At 55.1% G+C, this 14,696-nt stretch carries 12 protein-coding genes; 6 read left to right on the forward strand and 6 right to left on the reverse strand.

Going from position 1 to position 14,696, the window contains the following annotated elements; all coding sequences use genetic code 11:
* Window positions 1–181: 181 nt before the first annotated feature.
* Complete coding sequence (locus tag ABR39_RS15220) at window positions 182–2,212, reverse strand: alpha-amylase (protein ID WP_047347619.1); 2,031 nt, start codon at window positions 2,210–2,212, stop codon at window positions 182–184.
* A 314-nt stretch (window positions 2,213–2,526) separates the two neighbouring features.
* Between ABR39_RS15220 and ABR39_RS15225 the strand changes: the two genes are divergently transcribed.
* Window positions 2,527–3,351: a protein bax gene (locus tag ABR39_RS15225; protein WP_047347620.1), complete on the forward strand. Its 825-nt coding sequence runs from the start codon at window positions 2,527–2,529 to the stop codon at window positions 3,349–3,351.
* Between the two features lie 39 nt (window positions 3,352–3,390).
* On the opposite strand, the gene xylR is transcribed toward ABR39_RS15225, so the two are convergent.
* The 4 genes from xylR to xylF all read right to left on the reverse strand — a co-directional run bounded on the left by xylR (window position 3,391) and on the right by xylF (window position 8,367).
* The gene (gene xylR / locus ABR39_RS15230; protein ID WP_047347621.1) at window positions 3,391–4,569 is read right to left on the reverse strand and encodes a D-xylose utilization transcriptional activator XylR; all 1,179 of its coding nucleotides are present in this window, start codon (window positions 4,567–4,569) and stop codon (window positions 3,391–3,393) included.
* A 32-nt stretch (window positions 4,570–4,601) separates the two neighbouring features.
* Window positions 4,602–5,783, reverse strand: a complete 1,182-nt coding sequence (gene xylH, locus ABR39_RS15235) for a xylose ABC transporter permease XylH (RefSeq protein WP_047347622.1) — start codon at window positions 5,781–5,783, stop codon at window positions 4,602–4,604.
* Complete coding sequence (locus ABR39_RS15240) at window positions 5,761–7,302, reverse strand: xylose ABC transporter ATP-binding protein (protein WP_047347623.1); 1,542 nt, start codon at window positions 7,300–7,302, stop codon at window positions 5,761–5,763. The genes xylH and ABR39_RS15240 overlap by 23 nt, the downstream gene beginning before the upstream one ends.
* Window positions 7,303–7,374: 72 nt before the next feature.
* On the reverse strand, window positions 7,375–8,367 hold the full coding sequence (gene xylF / locus ABR39_RS15245; protein WP_047347624.1) for a D-xylose ABC transporter substrate-binding protein: 993 nt from the start codon (window positions 8,365–8,367) through the stop codon (window positions 7,375–7,377).
* A gap of 370 nt (window positions 8,368–8,737) precedes the next feature.
* On the opposite strand from xylF, the gene xylA reads away from it, so the two are divergent.
* The 4 genes from xylA (at window position 8,738) to ABR39_RS15265 (ending at window position 13,138) form a co-directional block, all read left to right on the forward strand.
* Window positions 8,738–10,060 (forward strand): xylose isomerase, encoded by a 1,323-nt coding sequence (xylA, locus tag ABR39_RS15250; protein ID WP_123138914.1) that lies wholly within the window; start codon window positions 8,738–8,740, stop codon window positions 10,058–10,060.
* 60 nt (window positions 10,061–10,120) lie between these two features.
* Window positions 10,121–11,575: a xylulokinase gene (gene xylB, locus ABR39_RS15255; RefSeq protein ID WP_047347625.1), complete on the forward strand. Its 1,455-nt coding sequence runs from the start codon at window positions 10,121–10,123 to the stop codon at window positions 11,573–11,575.
* Window positions 11,576–11,678: 103 nt separating this feature from the next.
* On the forward strand, window positions 11,679–12,218 hold the full coding sequence (locus ABR39_RS15260; protein ID WP_047347626.1) for an isochorismatase family protein: 540 nt from the start codon (window positions 11,679–11,681) through the stop codon (window positions 12,216–12,218).
* Complete coding sequence (locus ABR39_RS15265; protein ID WP_047347627.1) at window positions 12,218–13,138, forward strand: GlxA family transcriptional regulator; 921 nt, start codon at window positions 12,218–12,220, stop codon at window positions 13,136–13,138. Before ABR39_RS15260 ends, ABR39_RS15265 begins: the two co-directional genes overlap by 1 nt.
* Here ABR39_RS15265 and ABR39_RS15270 read toward each other — a convergent pair.
* Window positions 13,131–14,126, reverse strand: a complete 996-nt coding sequence (locus tag ABR39_RS15270; protein ID WP_047347628.1) for an acyltransferase — start codon at window positions 14,124–14,126, stop codon at window positions 13,131–13,133. The genes ABR39_RS15265 and ABR39_RS15270 overlap by 8 nt on opposite strands.
* Before the next feature lie 183 nt (window positions 14,127–14,309).
* Between ABR39_RS15270 and ABR39_RS15275 the strand changes: the two genes are divergently transcribed.
* Complete coding sequence (locus tag ABR39_RS15275) at window positions 14,310–14,615, forward strand: YsaB family lipoprotein (protein ID WP_047347629.1); 306 nt, start codon at window positions 14,310–14,312, stop codon at window positions 14,613–14,615.
* The last annotated feature ends 81 nt before the right edge of the window (window positions 14,616–14,696 follow it).

Genomic DNA, 14,696 nt, shown 5'->3' on the forward strand with positions numbered 1-14,696 from the left:
AAATCGGGTGGTGTGGTCGGATTTGTTGTTTTATAGGGTGGGCAAGGGTTTATTCAGTGAATTGTTCTGGTGTATTTTCTCCTCACCCTAACCCTCTCCCCACAGGGGAGAGGGGACCGCACTGAGCCGTCTTTTCTCCCTCGCCCCTTTGGGGTGTACGGCCCGGGGTGAGGGGTGTGGTCTACTGATTACCTGCCCATACCACCATCACCTTATCGCCATTGTGCTCGCGCACGAAGCCATACCCTTCTTTCAGCGACAGCGTAGTTTGTTTGCCTTCACCTATTGCGGGATGTCGGGCGCGGAACTGACCTAGCGTCTGCCAGTGGGCGACGGTTAATGCCTGTTTGCCCGTCACGTCCTGCCAGTTCATATCCGAGCGGGTGCCCTGAAGCGGGTCGGAACCCGTCGGGCCGAACGGACGTTCAGATTCATCCCCGTAAAAGATTTGTACGCTACCCGGCGCTAACAGAAGCAGCTCGGCCGCGCGCTGGCCGCCTTCACGGAACAGGCGCGTGTCATGTGAAGAGAGATAGCTCAGAACGTTGAAGCTTTGCAGCTTTTCCGCCATCTGCTGCCACGTGAGGTCAATATCGGCCAGGCAATTGACCGCTTTTGCCGCCTGCTCCTGATAGTCAAAGTTGATCATCGCATCAAAACCGTGGCGGTAATAATCGCTCTGCATGACCCCGTGGCCCCAGGATTCGCCGGTCATCCAGAATGGCGCGTTGTCGAGCTTTTTGTCCGGATTCGCGCCTTTCCAGGCGGCCAGCGCCTGGCTTGCCTGGTCTTTCAGCTGCTGCCAGGCCGCAAGCTCAACGTGCTTCGCGGTATCTACCCGGAAACCGTCGATGCCATAGTCACGTACCCACTGGCTGAGCCAGTGGGTCAGGTAGTCGCGCGGGGTATATCCCGGAATGGCTTTCGCATGGGTATCAGGCTTGTGTTGATAGAAGTTGGGTAGCCCGGAAGACGCGGTGGATTCCGTTTTGAGGTCGGGTAAGAATGCCAGCGACATGGTTAAATCATCAAAGCCCGGGTTGTCGTAATCGCCAATGTCGGTGCGGATCCACTTTTTACCCCACCATTTTTCCCATGCGGCTTTGTCGCTAAAGTTAATGTAGTCGTTAAAGCTGTGCCAGCTTTGGCCCGTGCCCGGCTTCCAGTCCGTCCAGCGTTCTCCCAGCGTTTTTTTAAGCTCATCGCCCTGCAGGTACAAGGCGCCAAACTGATACTCCTGCATGTCCGCAAGCGTTGCGTAGCCCGTGTGGTTCATCACGATGTCAAACAGGATGCGGATGCCGCGTTTATGCGCTTCGTCAACAAGATGGCGTAAATCCGCTTCGGTCCCCATATTGGCGTCGAGCGTCGTCCAGTCCTGAGTGTAGTAGCCGTGATAGGCGTAGTGCGGGAAATCACCTTTGGTTCCACCACCAACCCAGCCGTGGATCTGCTCAAGCGGAGAGCTTATCCAGAGGGCGTTCACGCCCAGCTGCTGTAAATAATCGAGCTTGCCGGTAAGTCCCTTAAGGTCGCCACCGTGGAATGTGCCGATCTCCTGCATGCCATCTTTATGACGGCCATAGCTGTTGTCGTTGCCAGGATCGCCATTGACATAACGGTCGGTCAGCACGAAATAGACAGTGGCGTTTTGCCAGCTAAACGGCGCAGGTTTGTCGGTTTCGGCGCGTTCAAGCAGCAGCAGGCCGTTACTGTTGGCGGCTGGCTGCAGGGTGATTTTTCCATTCTGCACCGTCGCCGTCTGTTTACTGTAGTAGTCGCGCACCGCGGAGCCTTCCGGGAAGGTATGGCTGACGTCCAGCGTCAGCGGTTTACCGTCCCATTTCGGGCACTGGCGGATAACGTTTGCTACCGGCTGTTCTGTGGCGCTCTGGATGGTCAGCAGCAGGGTGGGCGTGCCGGATCGCGTATCAATCCGCATCTGGTATTCGCCGTCGCGGAACAGGCGCCACTGCGGCGGCGTGCCGTCACAGGGTTTAAGCGACAGCATCTCATTGAGTTTTATCGCTTCTGAGGGCTGCCAGCACGTGTTGTCAAAACTCACGGTCAAAGGACGCGTACCCTTCGCAAGCTTTGCCTGGCTGGTGAAAATCCCTGTGCCTTCGGGGCTGAATGCAGTAAATCCTGGTGATGACCAGTCTGCATGTGCCAGTGCGGGTAACATCAGAAAGGCTATTGCGGTGCGTTTCATTCCATTTTCCTGTCGCGGCATTTTTAACCAGTGTGCCATCAGGCGAAGGTTAAAAACTCATCCCCCATCGCTTTCCGCCAGGAGGATGCGTGAGGATGAGTGATCTCGCGCAAAATTAAGCAGTTAACTGCGATACCGCACACATTTTTTCGGAAATGGTGTTTTTGTGAGCAAGTTTTAGATGACATAGTTTCGGAATTGGACTATTTCTATACGTGCTCTTGAAGTCTATTTTTGTTATGATTTGAGATTCCGCTCTCAAATTTGTGAAAAAAATAAGGTGTTGGGATGATTACATCCGACCAGGAGACCTAATGATATCGACTCCCATTCGACGATATGGGGCTGCGATACTCATGTTACTCACCACGGCATTTTCGGGTGAGGTGCTTGCGAAGACGCACACGGATACAACGAGTAAGAAAGCCCACGTAATAAAGACGACAAGTAGTAAGGTTAGCAGTAAACAAGAGTATTCTCGCAATAGTGCAAAGAGTAGTTCACTTCCTGATTTGCGAAAATACCCTTCCGGAACACCAAGGAAAAAAGCGTTTCTCCGGACGGTAATGCCTTACATCACGAGTCAAAATGCCGCGATTACTGCGGATCGTAACTGGCTGATTTCCAAACAGTACGATAGCCGCTGGTCGCCGTCAGAACGCGCACGTCTGAAAGATATCACGAAGCGCTACAAGCTGAGCTGGAACGGTAACACGCGTCGTGTGCCGTGGAATTCTCTCCTCGAGCGTGTGGATATCATCCCGGGTAGCATGGTTGCGACCATGGCTGCTGCCGAAAGCGGCTGGGGTACTTCAAAGCTGGCGCGCAGCAACAACAACCTTTTCGGTATGAAGTGTGGGAAAGGTCGTTGTAATAATGCGCCTGGCAAGGTGAAAGGCTATTCTCAGTTTGAATCAGTGAAAGATTCCGTGAGTGCCTACGTGGTGAACCTGAACACGCACCCGGCCTACTCCTCATTCCGTAAATCACGCGCGCAGTTGCGTAAAGCGGATCAGGAAGTGACGGCCAGCACGATGATCCACAAGCTGAAAGGTTATTCGACGAAGGGACAGAGCTATAACAACTATCTGTTCGCCATGTACCAGGATAACCAGCGCTTAATTGCCGCCCACATGTAATCTCAAAAAAACGCCTTCCTTCGGAAGGCGTTTTCTTTTCTATATCAGCACCTCGCTGTGGCGATCCCGGTACTCTTTTGGCGTGGTGTCATACTCTTTGCGAAACACCGAATAAAAATATTGCAGGGACGGGTAACCGCACATCTGAGAGATTTCGTTGATCGACAGTGACGTGGAGATGAGCAGGCTGCGGGCTTTTTCCAGCTTCTCAGCGTGGATGACGGCATGAATGGTTTCGCCCACTTCTTCTTTGAACCGTTTCTCAAGATTCGAACGCGAAATGCCTACCGAATCCAGAACCTGATCGACCTTAATCCCTTTGCAGGCGTGGTTGCGAATATAGTGCATGGCCTGAATGACGGCAGGATCGCTTAAGGAGCGATAGTCGGTTGAGCGACGTTCTACGACGCGGACAGGGGGCACGAGCAGGCGCTGAAGCGCCAGGGATTCTTTATCCAGCAGACGATGCAGCAGCTTCGCGGCCTGGTAGCCCATCTGACGCGTTCCTTGCGCTACGGAGGAGAGCGCCACGCGAGACAGATAGCGGGTCAATTCTTCGTTATCAATGCCAATCACGCACAGTTTTTCAGGCACCGGGATGTGTAAATGTTCGCAGACCTGCAGCACGTGACGCGCTCGGGCATCCGTCACGGCGATAATTCCGGTTTGCGGCGGCAGCGTTTGCAGCCAGTCCGCCAGGCGGTTTTGCGCGTGCTGCCAGTTTTCCGGCGCGGTTTCCAGCCCCTGATAGACCACGCCGCGATACTTCTCCTGGGCGACCAGCTGGCAAAACGCGTGTTCGCGCTCCACGGCCCAGCGCTTGCCGCTGGTGGCGGGTAGGCCATAAAACGCGAAGCGATGAACGCCTTTCTCTTTTAAATGGAGAAAGGCGGCCTCGACCAGGGCATGGTTATCGGTGGCTATATAGTGGACCGGCGGGTAGTTTTCGGGCGAATGGTAGGAGCCGCCGACGCCCACTATCGGCACATCGACGTCGGTCAGCAGTTGCTCAATGACGGGATCGTCATAGTCGGCGATGACGCCATCGCCCAGCCAGTCTTTGATGTTCTCCAGACGGGTGCGGAAATCTTCTTCAATAAAGATATCCCACTCGGATTGCGACGCCTGCAAATATTCACCAACGCCCTCCACCACCTGACGGTCGTAGGCTTTATTGGCATTGAATAACAACGTAATGCGGTGACGCTTTTCAAACATGGCTCACTTCCCAATTAGTCACAATACCGTTATCAGGCCCGTCGCTTGGTTGCCGAGTCCATCCAGACTGCCAGTAAAAGAATGGCCCCCTTGACGATATACTGCCAAAACGTCGGGACGTCCATCATACTCATCCCGTTATCCAGCGAAGCCATAATAAACGCCCCCATGACCGCTCCCGCCACGCTGCCGATACCGCCTGCAAGGCTGGTGCCGCCAATCACGCAGGCGGCGATAGCATCCAGTTCGGCAATGTTACCGGCGGAAGGCGAACCGGCTCCCAGACGCGAGCTGAGGATCAACCCGGCGATGGCGACCATCAGGCCGTTAATGGCAAAGACCGCGAGTTTGGTGCGTTCGACGTTGATACCCGACAGACGGGCAGCCTCAAGGTTGCCGCCAATCGCATAAATACGTCGGCCAAACGCGGTGCGCGTGGCCATAAACATGCCGCCCAGCAGCAGAAGCGCCAGCAGCAGCACGGGTGTCGGGACGCCGCGATAGTCGTTAAGAAGCCAGATTGCGCCCAGCACAATGACTGCCGTGAGCGCCTGACGACCCACCACCGACGTTGATGCCGGAGAAGCCAGCCCCAGCGTCTGACGGCGCATACGGCCACGCCACTGCCACGCGACAAACGCCAGCAACCCAATCACACCGATCGTAAAGCCTATGCTATCTGAGAGGTAACTCTGACCAATCTGCGACATGGCCGCGCTGGTGGGGGAGACGGTGGTACCGTTGGTGATGCCGATTAAGATCCCACGGAAGGCCAGCATCCCCGCCAGGGTGACAATGAACGACGGCACTTTACGGTAGGCGACCCACCAGCCGTTCCAGGCTCCCAGGACCAACCCCAAAACCAGCGTGACTGCCACGGTCAGCGGCAGCGGCCAGCCGAGCCAGACGTCAAAAATGGCCGCCACGCCGCCGAGTAGCCCCATCATCGAACCGACCGACAGGTCGATTTCCGCAGAGATAATCACGAACACCATGCCCACGGCCAGAATGCCGGTGATAGCAGTCTGGCGGAGCAGGTTAGAGACGTTACGCGCGCTTAGGTAAGAGCCATCGGTCATCCAGGTAAAGAACAGCATGATGACGATAATTGCGGCGATCATCACGAAAACCTGCAGGTTCAGCGCTTTTAACCCCGCGAACGCACCGGGCGTCGGAACAGCGACTTTGATATCAGACGGATTGCTTTTCGACATGACGTTCGCTCCTTAAAGCGGCTTCCATCACCTGCTCCTGCGTCAGGTTCTGGTTAATCAGGTTGGCTTTGAGTTTTCCCTCGTGCATGACCAGCACGCGGTCGCTCAGGCCGAGCACTTCGGGTAACTCAGACGAGATGACAATGACGGCAATCCCTTGCTGTACAAGCTGATTAATCAGTTTGTAGATTTCATATTTGGCACCGATATCGATCCCGCGCGTTGGCTCATCAAGGATTAATATGCGTGGATTAATAAGCAGGCAGCGCGCCAGAATCGCCTTCTGCTGGTTGCCGCCGCTCAGACGGCCAATGGCCAGTTCCGGTGAGGATGTTTTTACCTTCAGTCTGGCAAGCGACTGAAGAATGCACTGCTGCTCTGCGGCATCGTCCAGGCTGCTCAGCGCGCCGGAGAACCGATCGAGTGCCGCAAGCGTAATGTTTTTACCTACCGCCATGACCGGCACGATGCCGTCTTTTTTACGATCTTCCGGCACCATGGCAATGCCGCGGGCTATTGCCTGCTGGCAGCTGTCGATTTTCACCGGCTGGCCGTCGATATAAATCGTGCCCTCCCAGCGCCCCGGCCACACGCCAAACAGGCACTGTACGGCTTCGGTACGCCCGGCGCCGACGAGTCCAGCAATGCCGAGGATTTCGCCGCTGTGAAGAGAAAACGAGACGTTATTGACGCGCTTGATGTGGCGGTTAACGGGGTGCCACGCCGTCAGGTTTTCCACGCGTAATACTTCATCACCCGTTTCGTGGGGCTCATTCGGGTAGAGCGCCGTCAGCTCGCGGCCTACCATCATGGTGATGATGTCATCTTCACTCATGCCTGCGGCTTCACGCGTGCCGATATGCTGCCCATCGCGGATCACGCAAATGGTGTCCGAAATGGCTTTAACCTCGTTCAGCTTGTGCGAAATGTAGATGCAGGCGATACCGTGGTTTTGCAGGTCGCGGATGATATTGAGCAGAACCGCGGTTTCCTGTTCGGTGAGCGAGGCCGTTGGCTCGTCAAGGATCAGCAGCCTGACCTGTTTATTAAGCGCTTTCGCTATTTCGACCAGCTGCTGTTGCCCGAGGCCCAGATCCCCCACGCGGGTATCCGGTGAAATGTTGAGGCTCACCTGCGCCAGCAGCTTTTCACAGCGGAGCGTCATGGTGTCGTAATCCAGTACGCCATGGCGGGAAATTTCGGCACCAAGGAAGATGTTTTCCAGCACGGTGAGATGCTTTACCAACGCCAGCTCCTGGTGGATGATGGCGATGCCTTTGCGTTCAGTATCGCGAATGTGTGTCGCCTGGATAACTTCACCGGCAAAGACGATTTCGCCTTCGTAGCTGCCGTGTGGGTAGATCCCGCACAGCACTTTCATCAGCGTTGACTTGCCCGAACCGTTTTCGCCACACAGCGAAACTACTTCGCCGGGGTTCAGCCGGAGACTGACGTTGTCGACGGCTTTCACCGTACCGAAGCGCTTGGTGATGCTTTTCATTTCAAGTAAATAAGGCATAACTGCTCCACATAACCCGAGGGAAGAACAGTACAACGTGATGCGCCCCCGCATTGCAGGGGCCGCGCCGGATTACAGTTCGCTCTTCTTGTGGAAACCATCTTTGATGACGGTGGCGTCAATGTTCTCTTTATTGACTTCAATTGGCGTGAGCAGGCGAGCCGGAACGTCTTTAAGCCCGTTATTCAGCGTCGCGTCTGCTTTAGGTTGCTTACCATTGCCCAGCTCCACGGCGATTTCCGCCGCCGTATTGGCAAGCTGGGTAATCGGTTTGTAGACCGTCATGGTTTGGGTGCCTGCAATGATGCGTTTTACCCCGGCCAGATCGGCGTCCTGCCCTGAGATGGCGACTTTCCCGGCCAGCCCCTGGGCGCTCAGAGCCTGAATCGCGCCGCCAGCGGTGGCATCGTTGGAGGCCACGACCGCATCAATTTTGTTGTTGTTGGCCGTCAGCGCGTTTTCCATAATCTTCAGCGCATTTTCTGGCAGCCAGCCGTCGGCCCATTGATCGCCAACCACTTTAATTTTCCCATTGTCGATGTACGGCTTAAGGACTTTCATTTGCCCTTCGCGGAACAGCTTGGCGTTGTTATCCACCGGCGAACCGCCCATCAGGAAATAATTGCCCTGAGGCACTTTGTCGATCAGGCTTTGCGCCTGTAATTCCCCAACTTTTTCATTGTCGAACGAAATATAATAATCAATATCCGCATTATTTATCATGCGGTCATAGGCCAGAACTTTTATGCCTTCTTGTTTGGCTTCTTTCACCACGTTACTTAATACCTGGCCGTTGTAGGGGATAATGACCAGAACATCAACGCCGCGGTTGATCATATTCTCAATTTGCGACATTTGTGTTTCTTCGTTGCCGTTAGCCGACTGAACAAACACGCTTGCGCCAAGTGATTCTGCTTTTTTAACAAAAATATCGCGATCTTTTTGCCAGCGCTCCAGGCGAAGGTCGTCAATCGCCATGCCAATTTTGACCTCTTTGGCATGACCGGCAAAACTGGCAAGGAGGAGCGTAGTGCAGAGCGTTAGGGTCAGGTTCTTTATCTTCATAATTATTAGGCCTTTTGTAGGGGTATGTGTTGCTGAGATAAAAGAAACATTCACTGCTGAGACGCAGCAAATTTTTAACGCGGAAAGGCGGGCTGGCAATTACAGATTTTTATCTTCCCATTATGATATTTGGTTTATTTCTGAATTTATGACCGCGATCGGATTTTAAAATACGTAACGTCTTAATTACATTTGATTCTGGAATGTACACCGAAAAATAGTTTGTCTGCGCATTATTTTGCGAGCCAGCGCACAGTTGCGCATTCTCTCAATAGCAGTGTGAAATAACGTAATTGAGCAACCCAAAATGTCTATTCACTATTACTCCTGTATCAACGACTCGCCGCATACCCTGATTATGGAGCTCAATATGCAAGCTTATTTCGACCAACTCGATCGTGTTCGTTACGAAGGTCCAAAAACGACCAATCCTTTAGCATTTCGTCACTACAACCCGGATGAGCTGGTGCTGGGTAAGCGCATGGAAGATCATTTGCGCTTTGCCGCCTGTTACTGGCATACCTTCTGCTGGAACGGCGCCGATATGTTCGGCGTGGGTTCCTTTGACCGTCCGTGGCAACAGCCGGGTGAGGCCATCGAGCTGGCGAAACGTAAAGCCGATGTTGCGTTTGAGTTCTTCCACAAGCTGAACGTGCCGTACTACTGCTTCCATGACGTTGACGTGTCGCCAGAAGGCGCGTCGCTGAAAGAGTACCTGAACAATTTCGCGCAGATGGTGGATGTGCTGGCGGCGAAACAGCAGCAGAGCGGCGTGAAGCTGCTGTGGGGCACGGCAAACTGCTTCACGAACCCTCGCTACGGCGCGGGAGCGGCAACCAACCCGGATCCAGAAGTGTTTAGCTGGGCGGCCACGCAGGTGGTGACGGCTATGAACGCCACGCATCAGCTGGGCGGCGAAAACTATGTCCTGTGGGGCGGCCGTGAAGGCTATGAAACCCTGCTGAACACCGACCTGCGTCAGGAGCGCGAGCAGATTGGCCGCTTTATGCAGATGGTTGTCGACCATAAGCACAAAATCGGTTTCCGCGGCACGCTGCTGATTGAGCCGAAACCGCAGGAACCGACGAAGCACCAGTATGATTACGACGTTGCGACGGTGTATGGCTTCCTGAAGCAGTTCGGCCTGGAAAAAGAGATTAAAGTTAACATTGAAGCCAACCACGCCACTCTGGCAGGCCACTCTTTCCATCACGAGATTGCGTCTGCGATTGCGCTGGGTATCTTCGGCTCCGTCGATGCTAACCGTGGTGATGCGCAGCTGGGCTGGGATACAGACCAGTTCCCGAACAGCGTGGAAGAGAATGCGCTGGTGATGTACGAAATCATCAAAGCGGGCGGCTTCACCACCGGCGGCCTGAACTTTGATGCCAAAGTGCGTCGCCAGAGCACCGATAAATACGATCTGTTCTACGGCCACATTGGCGCGATGGACACGATGGCGCTGGCGCTGAAAGTGGCCGCGCGCATGATTGAAGACGGTGAGCTGGATAAACGCGTAGCGAAGCGTTATAGCGGCTGGAACAGTGAGCTGGGCCAGCAAATCCTGAAAGGGCAGTTATCGCTGGCGGAAATTGCGAAGTACGCTGAACAACATCAGCTGGCACCGCAGCACCAGAGCGGGCACCAGGAACTGCTGGAAAATCTGGTCAATCACTACCTGTTCGATAAATAACGGCATGTAGGCCCGGTAAGCGCAGCGCCACCGGGCATTATCAGTTAAGGAATCCACTATATGTACATCGGGATCGATCTTGGCACATCGGGTGTGAAAGCCATCCTGTTAAGCGAGCAGGGCGACGTGTTAGCAACGCAGACGGAAAAGCTGCAGGTTTCACGTCCGCATCCGCTGTGGTCGGAACAGGATCCGGAACAGTGGTGGCAGGCGACGGATCGTGCAATACAGGCCTTAGGTGAACAACACAGCCTGCGTGGCGTTAAAGCGCTCGGGATTGCCGGCCAAATGCACGGCGCTACGCTGCTGGACAGTCAGTATCGTGTGCTGCGTCCCGCTATTCTCTGGAATGACGGCCGCTGTGCAGAAGAGTGTGCGCTGCTTGAGGCGCGTGTTCCTGCTTCTCGCGAGATTACCGGCAACCTGATGATGCCCGGCTTTACAGCGCCTAAATTACTGTGGGTTCAGCGCCACGAACCGGACATTTTCCGTCAGGTGGCGAAAGTCTTGCTGCCAAAAGATTATCTGCGTTTTCGCATGACGGGCGATTTTGCCAGTGATATGTCGGATGCCGCCGGCACGATGTGGCTGGACGTGGCGAAGCGTGACTGGAGCGAGGCAATGCTGGATGCCTGCCATCTGACCCGTGAGCATATGCCCGCGCTGTTCGAAGGCAGTGAGGTGACGGGCACATTGCTGCCGGCGGTTGCCGAACGCTGGAATATGCCTGCCGTACCGGTGGTTGCCGGGGGCGGTGACAACGCGGCGGGGGCTGTTGGTGTCGGCATGGTTGAGGCAGGGCAGGCCATGCTTTCGCTGGGAACGTCTGGCGTCTATTTCGCCGTTAGCGACGGGTATCGCAGCAATCCTGAAAGCGCCGTGCACAGCTTCTGTCATGCCCTTCCGGGGAAATGGCATTTGATGTCGGTGATGCTCAGCGCGGCGTCCTGCCTGGACTGGGCGGCAAAGCTCACCGGCATGGCTGACGTTCCGGCGCTCATTTCCGCGGCTCAGCAGGCGGATGACGATGCGGGTACCGTCTGGTTTTTACCGTATCTTTCTGGCGAGCGTACGCCGCATAACAACCCGGAAGCGAAAGGGGTGTTCTTTGGCTTAACCCATCAGCATGGCCCGGCAGAACTGGCGCGTGCGGTTCTGGAAGGCGTGGGGTATGCGCTGGCCGACGGGATGGACGTGGTGCATGACTGCGGCCTGAAACCGGCAAGCGTCACCCTGATTGGCGGCGGCGCGCGAAGCCCGTACTGGCGGCAGATGCTGGCCGATATCAGCGGATTGCAGCTGGATTTTCGCACCGGTGGCGATGTTGGGCCCGCGCTCGGCGCAGCGCGACTGGCGCAGATAGCCATGAACCCGGAACAACCGCTTTCGCAACTGTTGCCGCAGCTTACGCTTGAACAGGCGCATTTGCCTGACGCGGCACGCCATGCGCGTTACGCGGAAAGGCGCGACGTGTTCCGCAAAATCTATCAGCAGCTGCTGCCGCTGATGTCGTAAATACCCTTGTCCGACAGAGGCACGATGATGTCCTTTTTTGGTCTGTGCGTGCCTTCGTTTCCTTGCCAGTATGGTGTCACACCCACTGGCGAGGAGATCCATCATGTCACGCATTGCATTAATCAATATCGATACTCAGCAGTCATTTCATCATCGCAATTACTGGCAGGAAGACGATATTCCAGCCTTTCAGCAGGCAATGCTGGGGCTGATTGAAGGCTGCAAAGCGCGCGGTATTCCGGTTGTTGATATTTTTCATGTTGATGAAGATGGCCCTTTCACGCTGCAAAGCGGCTATGTCAAACCGATGGCCTTTTTGCGTCATCAGCCGGATGTGGTTTTCCAGAAACACGTCCATAATGCCTTCACGGATACCGGGCTTGATCGCTGGCTGCGCGAGCGTGATATCAACCAGCTGATCGTGTGCGGCATTCGCACTGAACAATGCTGTGAAACCACCGCACGGGTAGCATCCGATTTGGGTTATGCTGTGACCTTTGTGAGCGAGGCAACGCTGACGTTTCCCATGACGTACAAGGGCATTACCCTTAGCGCAGCGGAAATTCGCCACCGTACCGAAACAGTACTGGCCGGGCGTTTTGCCGAGATTAAAACGGTAGCGGAGACGCTGGAGTCATTGTAATGCGCATCGACGTCTGGTTCGTGATGTTGCCCGGGGTGCTGTCGTTAGATTTGACCGGCCCGGCAGAGACCTTTGTGCTGGCAGGCGACGCGTTTCGTCTGCACTACATTGGCCCGCAGCCTGAGGTTCCGACGTCGATAGGCCTGACGATGAGCGGCATTAAGCCGCTGCCAGAAAGCCTGCCTCCCGGCAGCCTGCTGGTGCTGCCGGGAGTGAGCGACTCCCGCTGTCAATTCTCCACGCCGCAGGCGCAGCAGATTCAGCACTGGCTGATGCGCCTGCAGCCGCAGATCCAGCGCCAGGATATCACCGTGATGTGCGTCTGTTCTGGGGCGCTGCTGGCGGCGAACTCGGGCCTGCTGAACAACAGACAGTGCACAACCCACCATGACGTTATTAGCCGTCTGCGCACCGCGGCTCCCACGGCGACGATTAAAGAAAACCGGATATTTGTGCAGGATGAGAATATCTGGACCAGCGCCGGGATCACGTCGGGCATCGATCTGGCGCTGCATATGATTAACCGCCTGTGCGGCCCCGAAAAGGCGCTGACCGTGGCGCGTGAGATGGTGGTCTGGTTCCGCCGTTCCGGTGACGATCCTCAGCTATCTCCGTGGCTACGCTATCGCAATCATCTTCATCCGGCCATCCATCGGGCGCAGGATGCGCTTACCGCCGAGCCGCAAAAAGCCTGGAGCGTGCCAGATATCGCCTCACTGGCGCACGTCAGCCCGCGTCATCTTACCCGGCTTTTCCAGCTACATTTAGGGATTAGCGTTCGCGATTACCTGGAGCAGCTGCGTCTGGCGGTGGCGGAGCAGTGGCTTTTGCAGGGGCGCGGCGTGGAACAGGCTTCACTGGCGGCAGGGTTTTCCTCCCCGCGCCAGTACCATCGCGCCCGGCAGCGAAGCGTTAGCTGACGAAGCGGCGCGTGTCTATTTTTTGCAGCAGCATCGACAGCAGCAGGCTGATAACCAGCGTGGCGGCAAAAATCCAGATGATATCCAGCACCGGCCAGCTTTTTAACTCAACGCCCCTCGTCCGTAGGACGTGGATCACCAGCGCGTGAAAACCGTAAATCCCGAGAGAGTGCCGCGAGATCATACTCAGTACGGGCAGGGGACGCGCGTTCAGGGTGTTTTTGGCGAGCGTGAGCAGCGAAACGGCACAGATAAAGACCATCGGCCCGCAATACAGATACCAGGTATCGGCAAAATTGCCTCGCCACTGCAGCTCATGCAGCGTCCCGCGCGCTATCACCGCCACGCCAGCGATAAACAGCGCCGCGCAGAGCCAGTTCAGACCGCGTTTTTGCGTGTCCATCATGCCGATGGCGCGCCCCAGCATGCCGTAAAGCACGTAGTAAAAGGTATCGCCGTTGATATAAAGGTTAACCGGCAACCATTCAAATCCGTCGATTTTCTGCGAGACCGTATTCGGGTTGGCAACAATGCCAATCACCACCATCAGGGCCAAAAGCATTTTTCCGCTGACGTTTTTCACCTGGATGAGGGGGGAGACCAGATAGATAACGATAATGGCGAAGAAGAACCACAGGTGATAGAACACCGGTTTTTGCAGCACGTATTTCAGCGATAGCCCGGCGTTAATTGAGGTGAACAGGGTAATATAGAGTAAAGCAATGGCGCTGTAGAATCCCAGGCAGGCCGCGATGCGAATGAAGTGCCTCGGCTGCGCGCTACGCTCGCCAAAAAAGAGAAAGCCGGAAATCATAAAGAACAGCGGCACGCTGACGCGTGAAGCAGAGTTGAGAATATTGGCGATATCCCAGTTAACGGGGCTGATGCTGTGCGCATTGGTGATATACCAGGTCGTCGTGTGGATCATGACCACCATCAGACACGCTATTCCTCGCAGGTTATCAATCCAGTTAATTTTTGACTGCATCAGATCCTCGTATTCCCTGTAAATTGAGTGTGACTACCATTGTCCAAAAGTCTTCGTTTGGAAAATTCTGAGTTTTATTCAGCAGGCTTGTAGGGAGGCCGCGAGATTCGCAGAATGCCGGACCTTAATCTATAAAAGCTTTGATACTAAAAATAACAGCCACTGACCAGGGCGGTAATAAAAATGATGATGAAGCGTGCGGCGTCACTCTTTCTGCTGGTAATCCTCGCGGGATGCAGTGCCCCACAAGAAGCCCCTGTGCAAAAAGCGCAGCAGGGTAAAATGAGCCCTGAACGTTCACTGAATATGGAAGCGCTCTGCAAAGATCGGGCTGCCCGACGCTATAACTCAGACGTTCAGAACATTGATGTCACCGGGTTTGTGCGTTTTCAGGGAAGCTATGAGCTGCGGGGCCATACGTCGCGTAAAGAGGGCTTTGTCTGCTCGTTTGATGCGGACGGCCAGTTTTTACACCTCTCCATGCGCTAGCCTGCTCGTATAATCAACAGCCAGACGCCCACAACGTTCTGGCTTAACTGCTTATTTCCCAATTTTCCCTAAACAACCCCG

It is taken from the genome of Enterobacter genomosp. O (assembly GCF_001022965.1).
Taxonomy (GTDB): Bacteria; Pseudomonadota; Gammaproteobacteria; order Enterobacterales; family Enterobacteriaceae; genus Enterobacter; species Enterobacter cloacae_L.

Coding starts and splice junctions, on each gene's coding strand:
- xylA (WP_123138914.1), top strand. CDS start 8,738: ATGCAAGCTTATTTCGACCAACTCGATCGTGTTCGTTACGAAGGTCCA.
- ABR39_RS15270 (WP_047347628.1), bottom strand. CDS start 14,126: ATGCAGTCAAAAATTAACTGGATTGATAACCTGCGAGGAATAGCGTGT.
- ABR39_RS15220 (WP_047347619.1), bottom strand. CDS start 2,212: ATGAAACGCACCGCAATAGCCTTTCTGATGTTACCCGCACTGGCACAT.
- ABR39_RS15240 (WP_047347623.1), bottom strand. CDS start 7,302: ATGCCTTATTTACTTGAAATGAAAAGCATCACCAAGCGCTTCGGTACG.
- xylH (WP_047347622.1), bottom strand. CDS start 5,783: ATGTCGAAAAGCAATCCGTCTGATATCAAAGTCGCTGTTCCGACGCCC.
- ABR39_RS15260 (WP_047347626.1), top strand. CDS start 11,679: ATGTCACGCATTGCATTAATCAATATCGATACTCAGCAGTCATTTCAT.
- xylB (WP_047347625.1), top strand. CDS start 10,121: ATGTACATCGGGATCGATCTTGGCACATCGGGTGTGAAAGCCATCCTG.
- xylF (WP_047347624.1), bottom strand. CDS start 8,367: ATGAAGATAAAGAACCTGACCCTAACGCTCTGCACTACGCTCCTCCTT.
- ABR39_RS15225 (WP_047347620.1), top strand. CDS start 2,527: ATGATATCGACTCCCATTCGACGATATGGGGCTGCGATACTCATGTTA.
- xylR (WP_047347621.1), bottom strand. CDS start 4,569: ATGTTTGAAAAGCGTCACCGCATTACGTTGTTATTCAATGCCAATAAA.
- ABR39_RS15265 (WP_047347627.1), top strand. CDS start 12,218: ATGCGCATCGACGTCTGGTTCGTGATGTTGCCCGGGGTGCTGTCGTTA.
- ABR39_RS15275 (WP_047347629.1), top strand. CDS start 14,310: ATGATGATGAAGCGTGCGGCGTCACTCTTTCTGCTGGTAATCCTCGCG.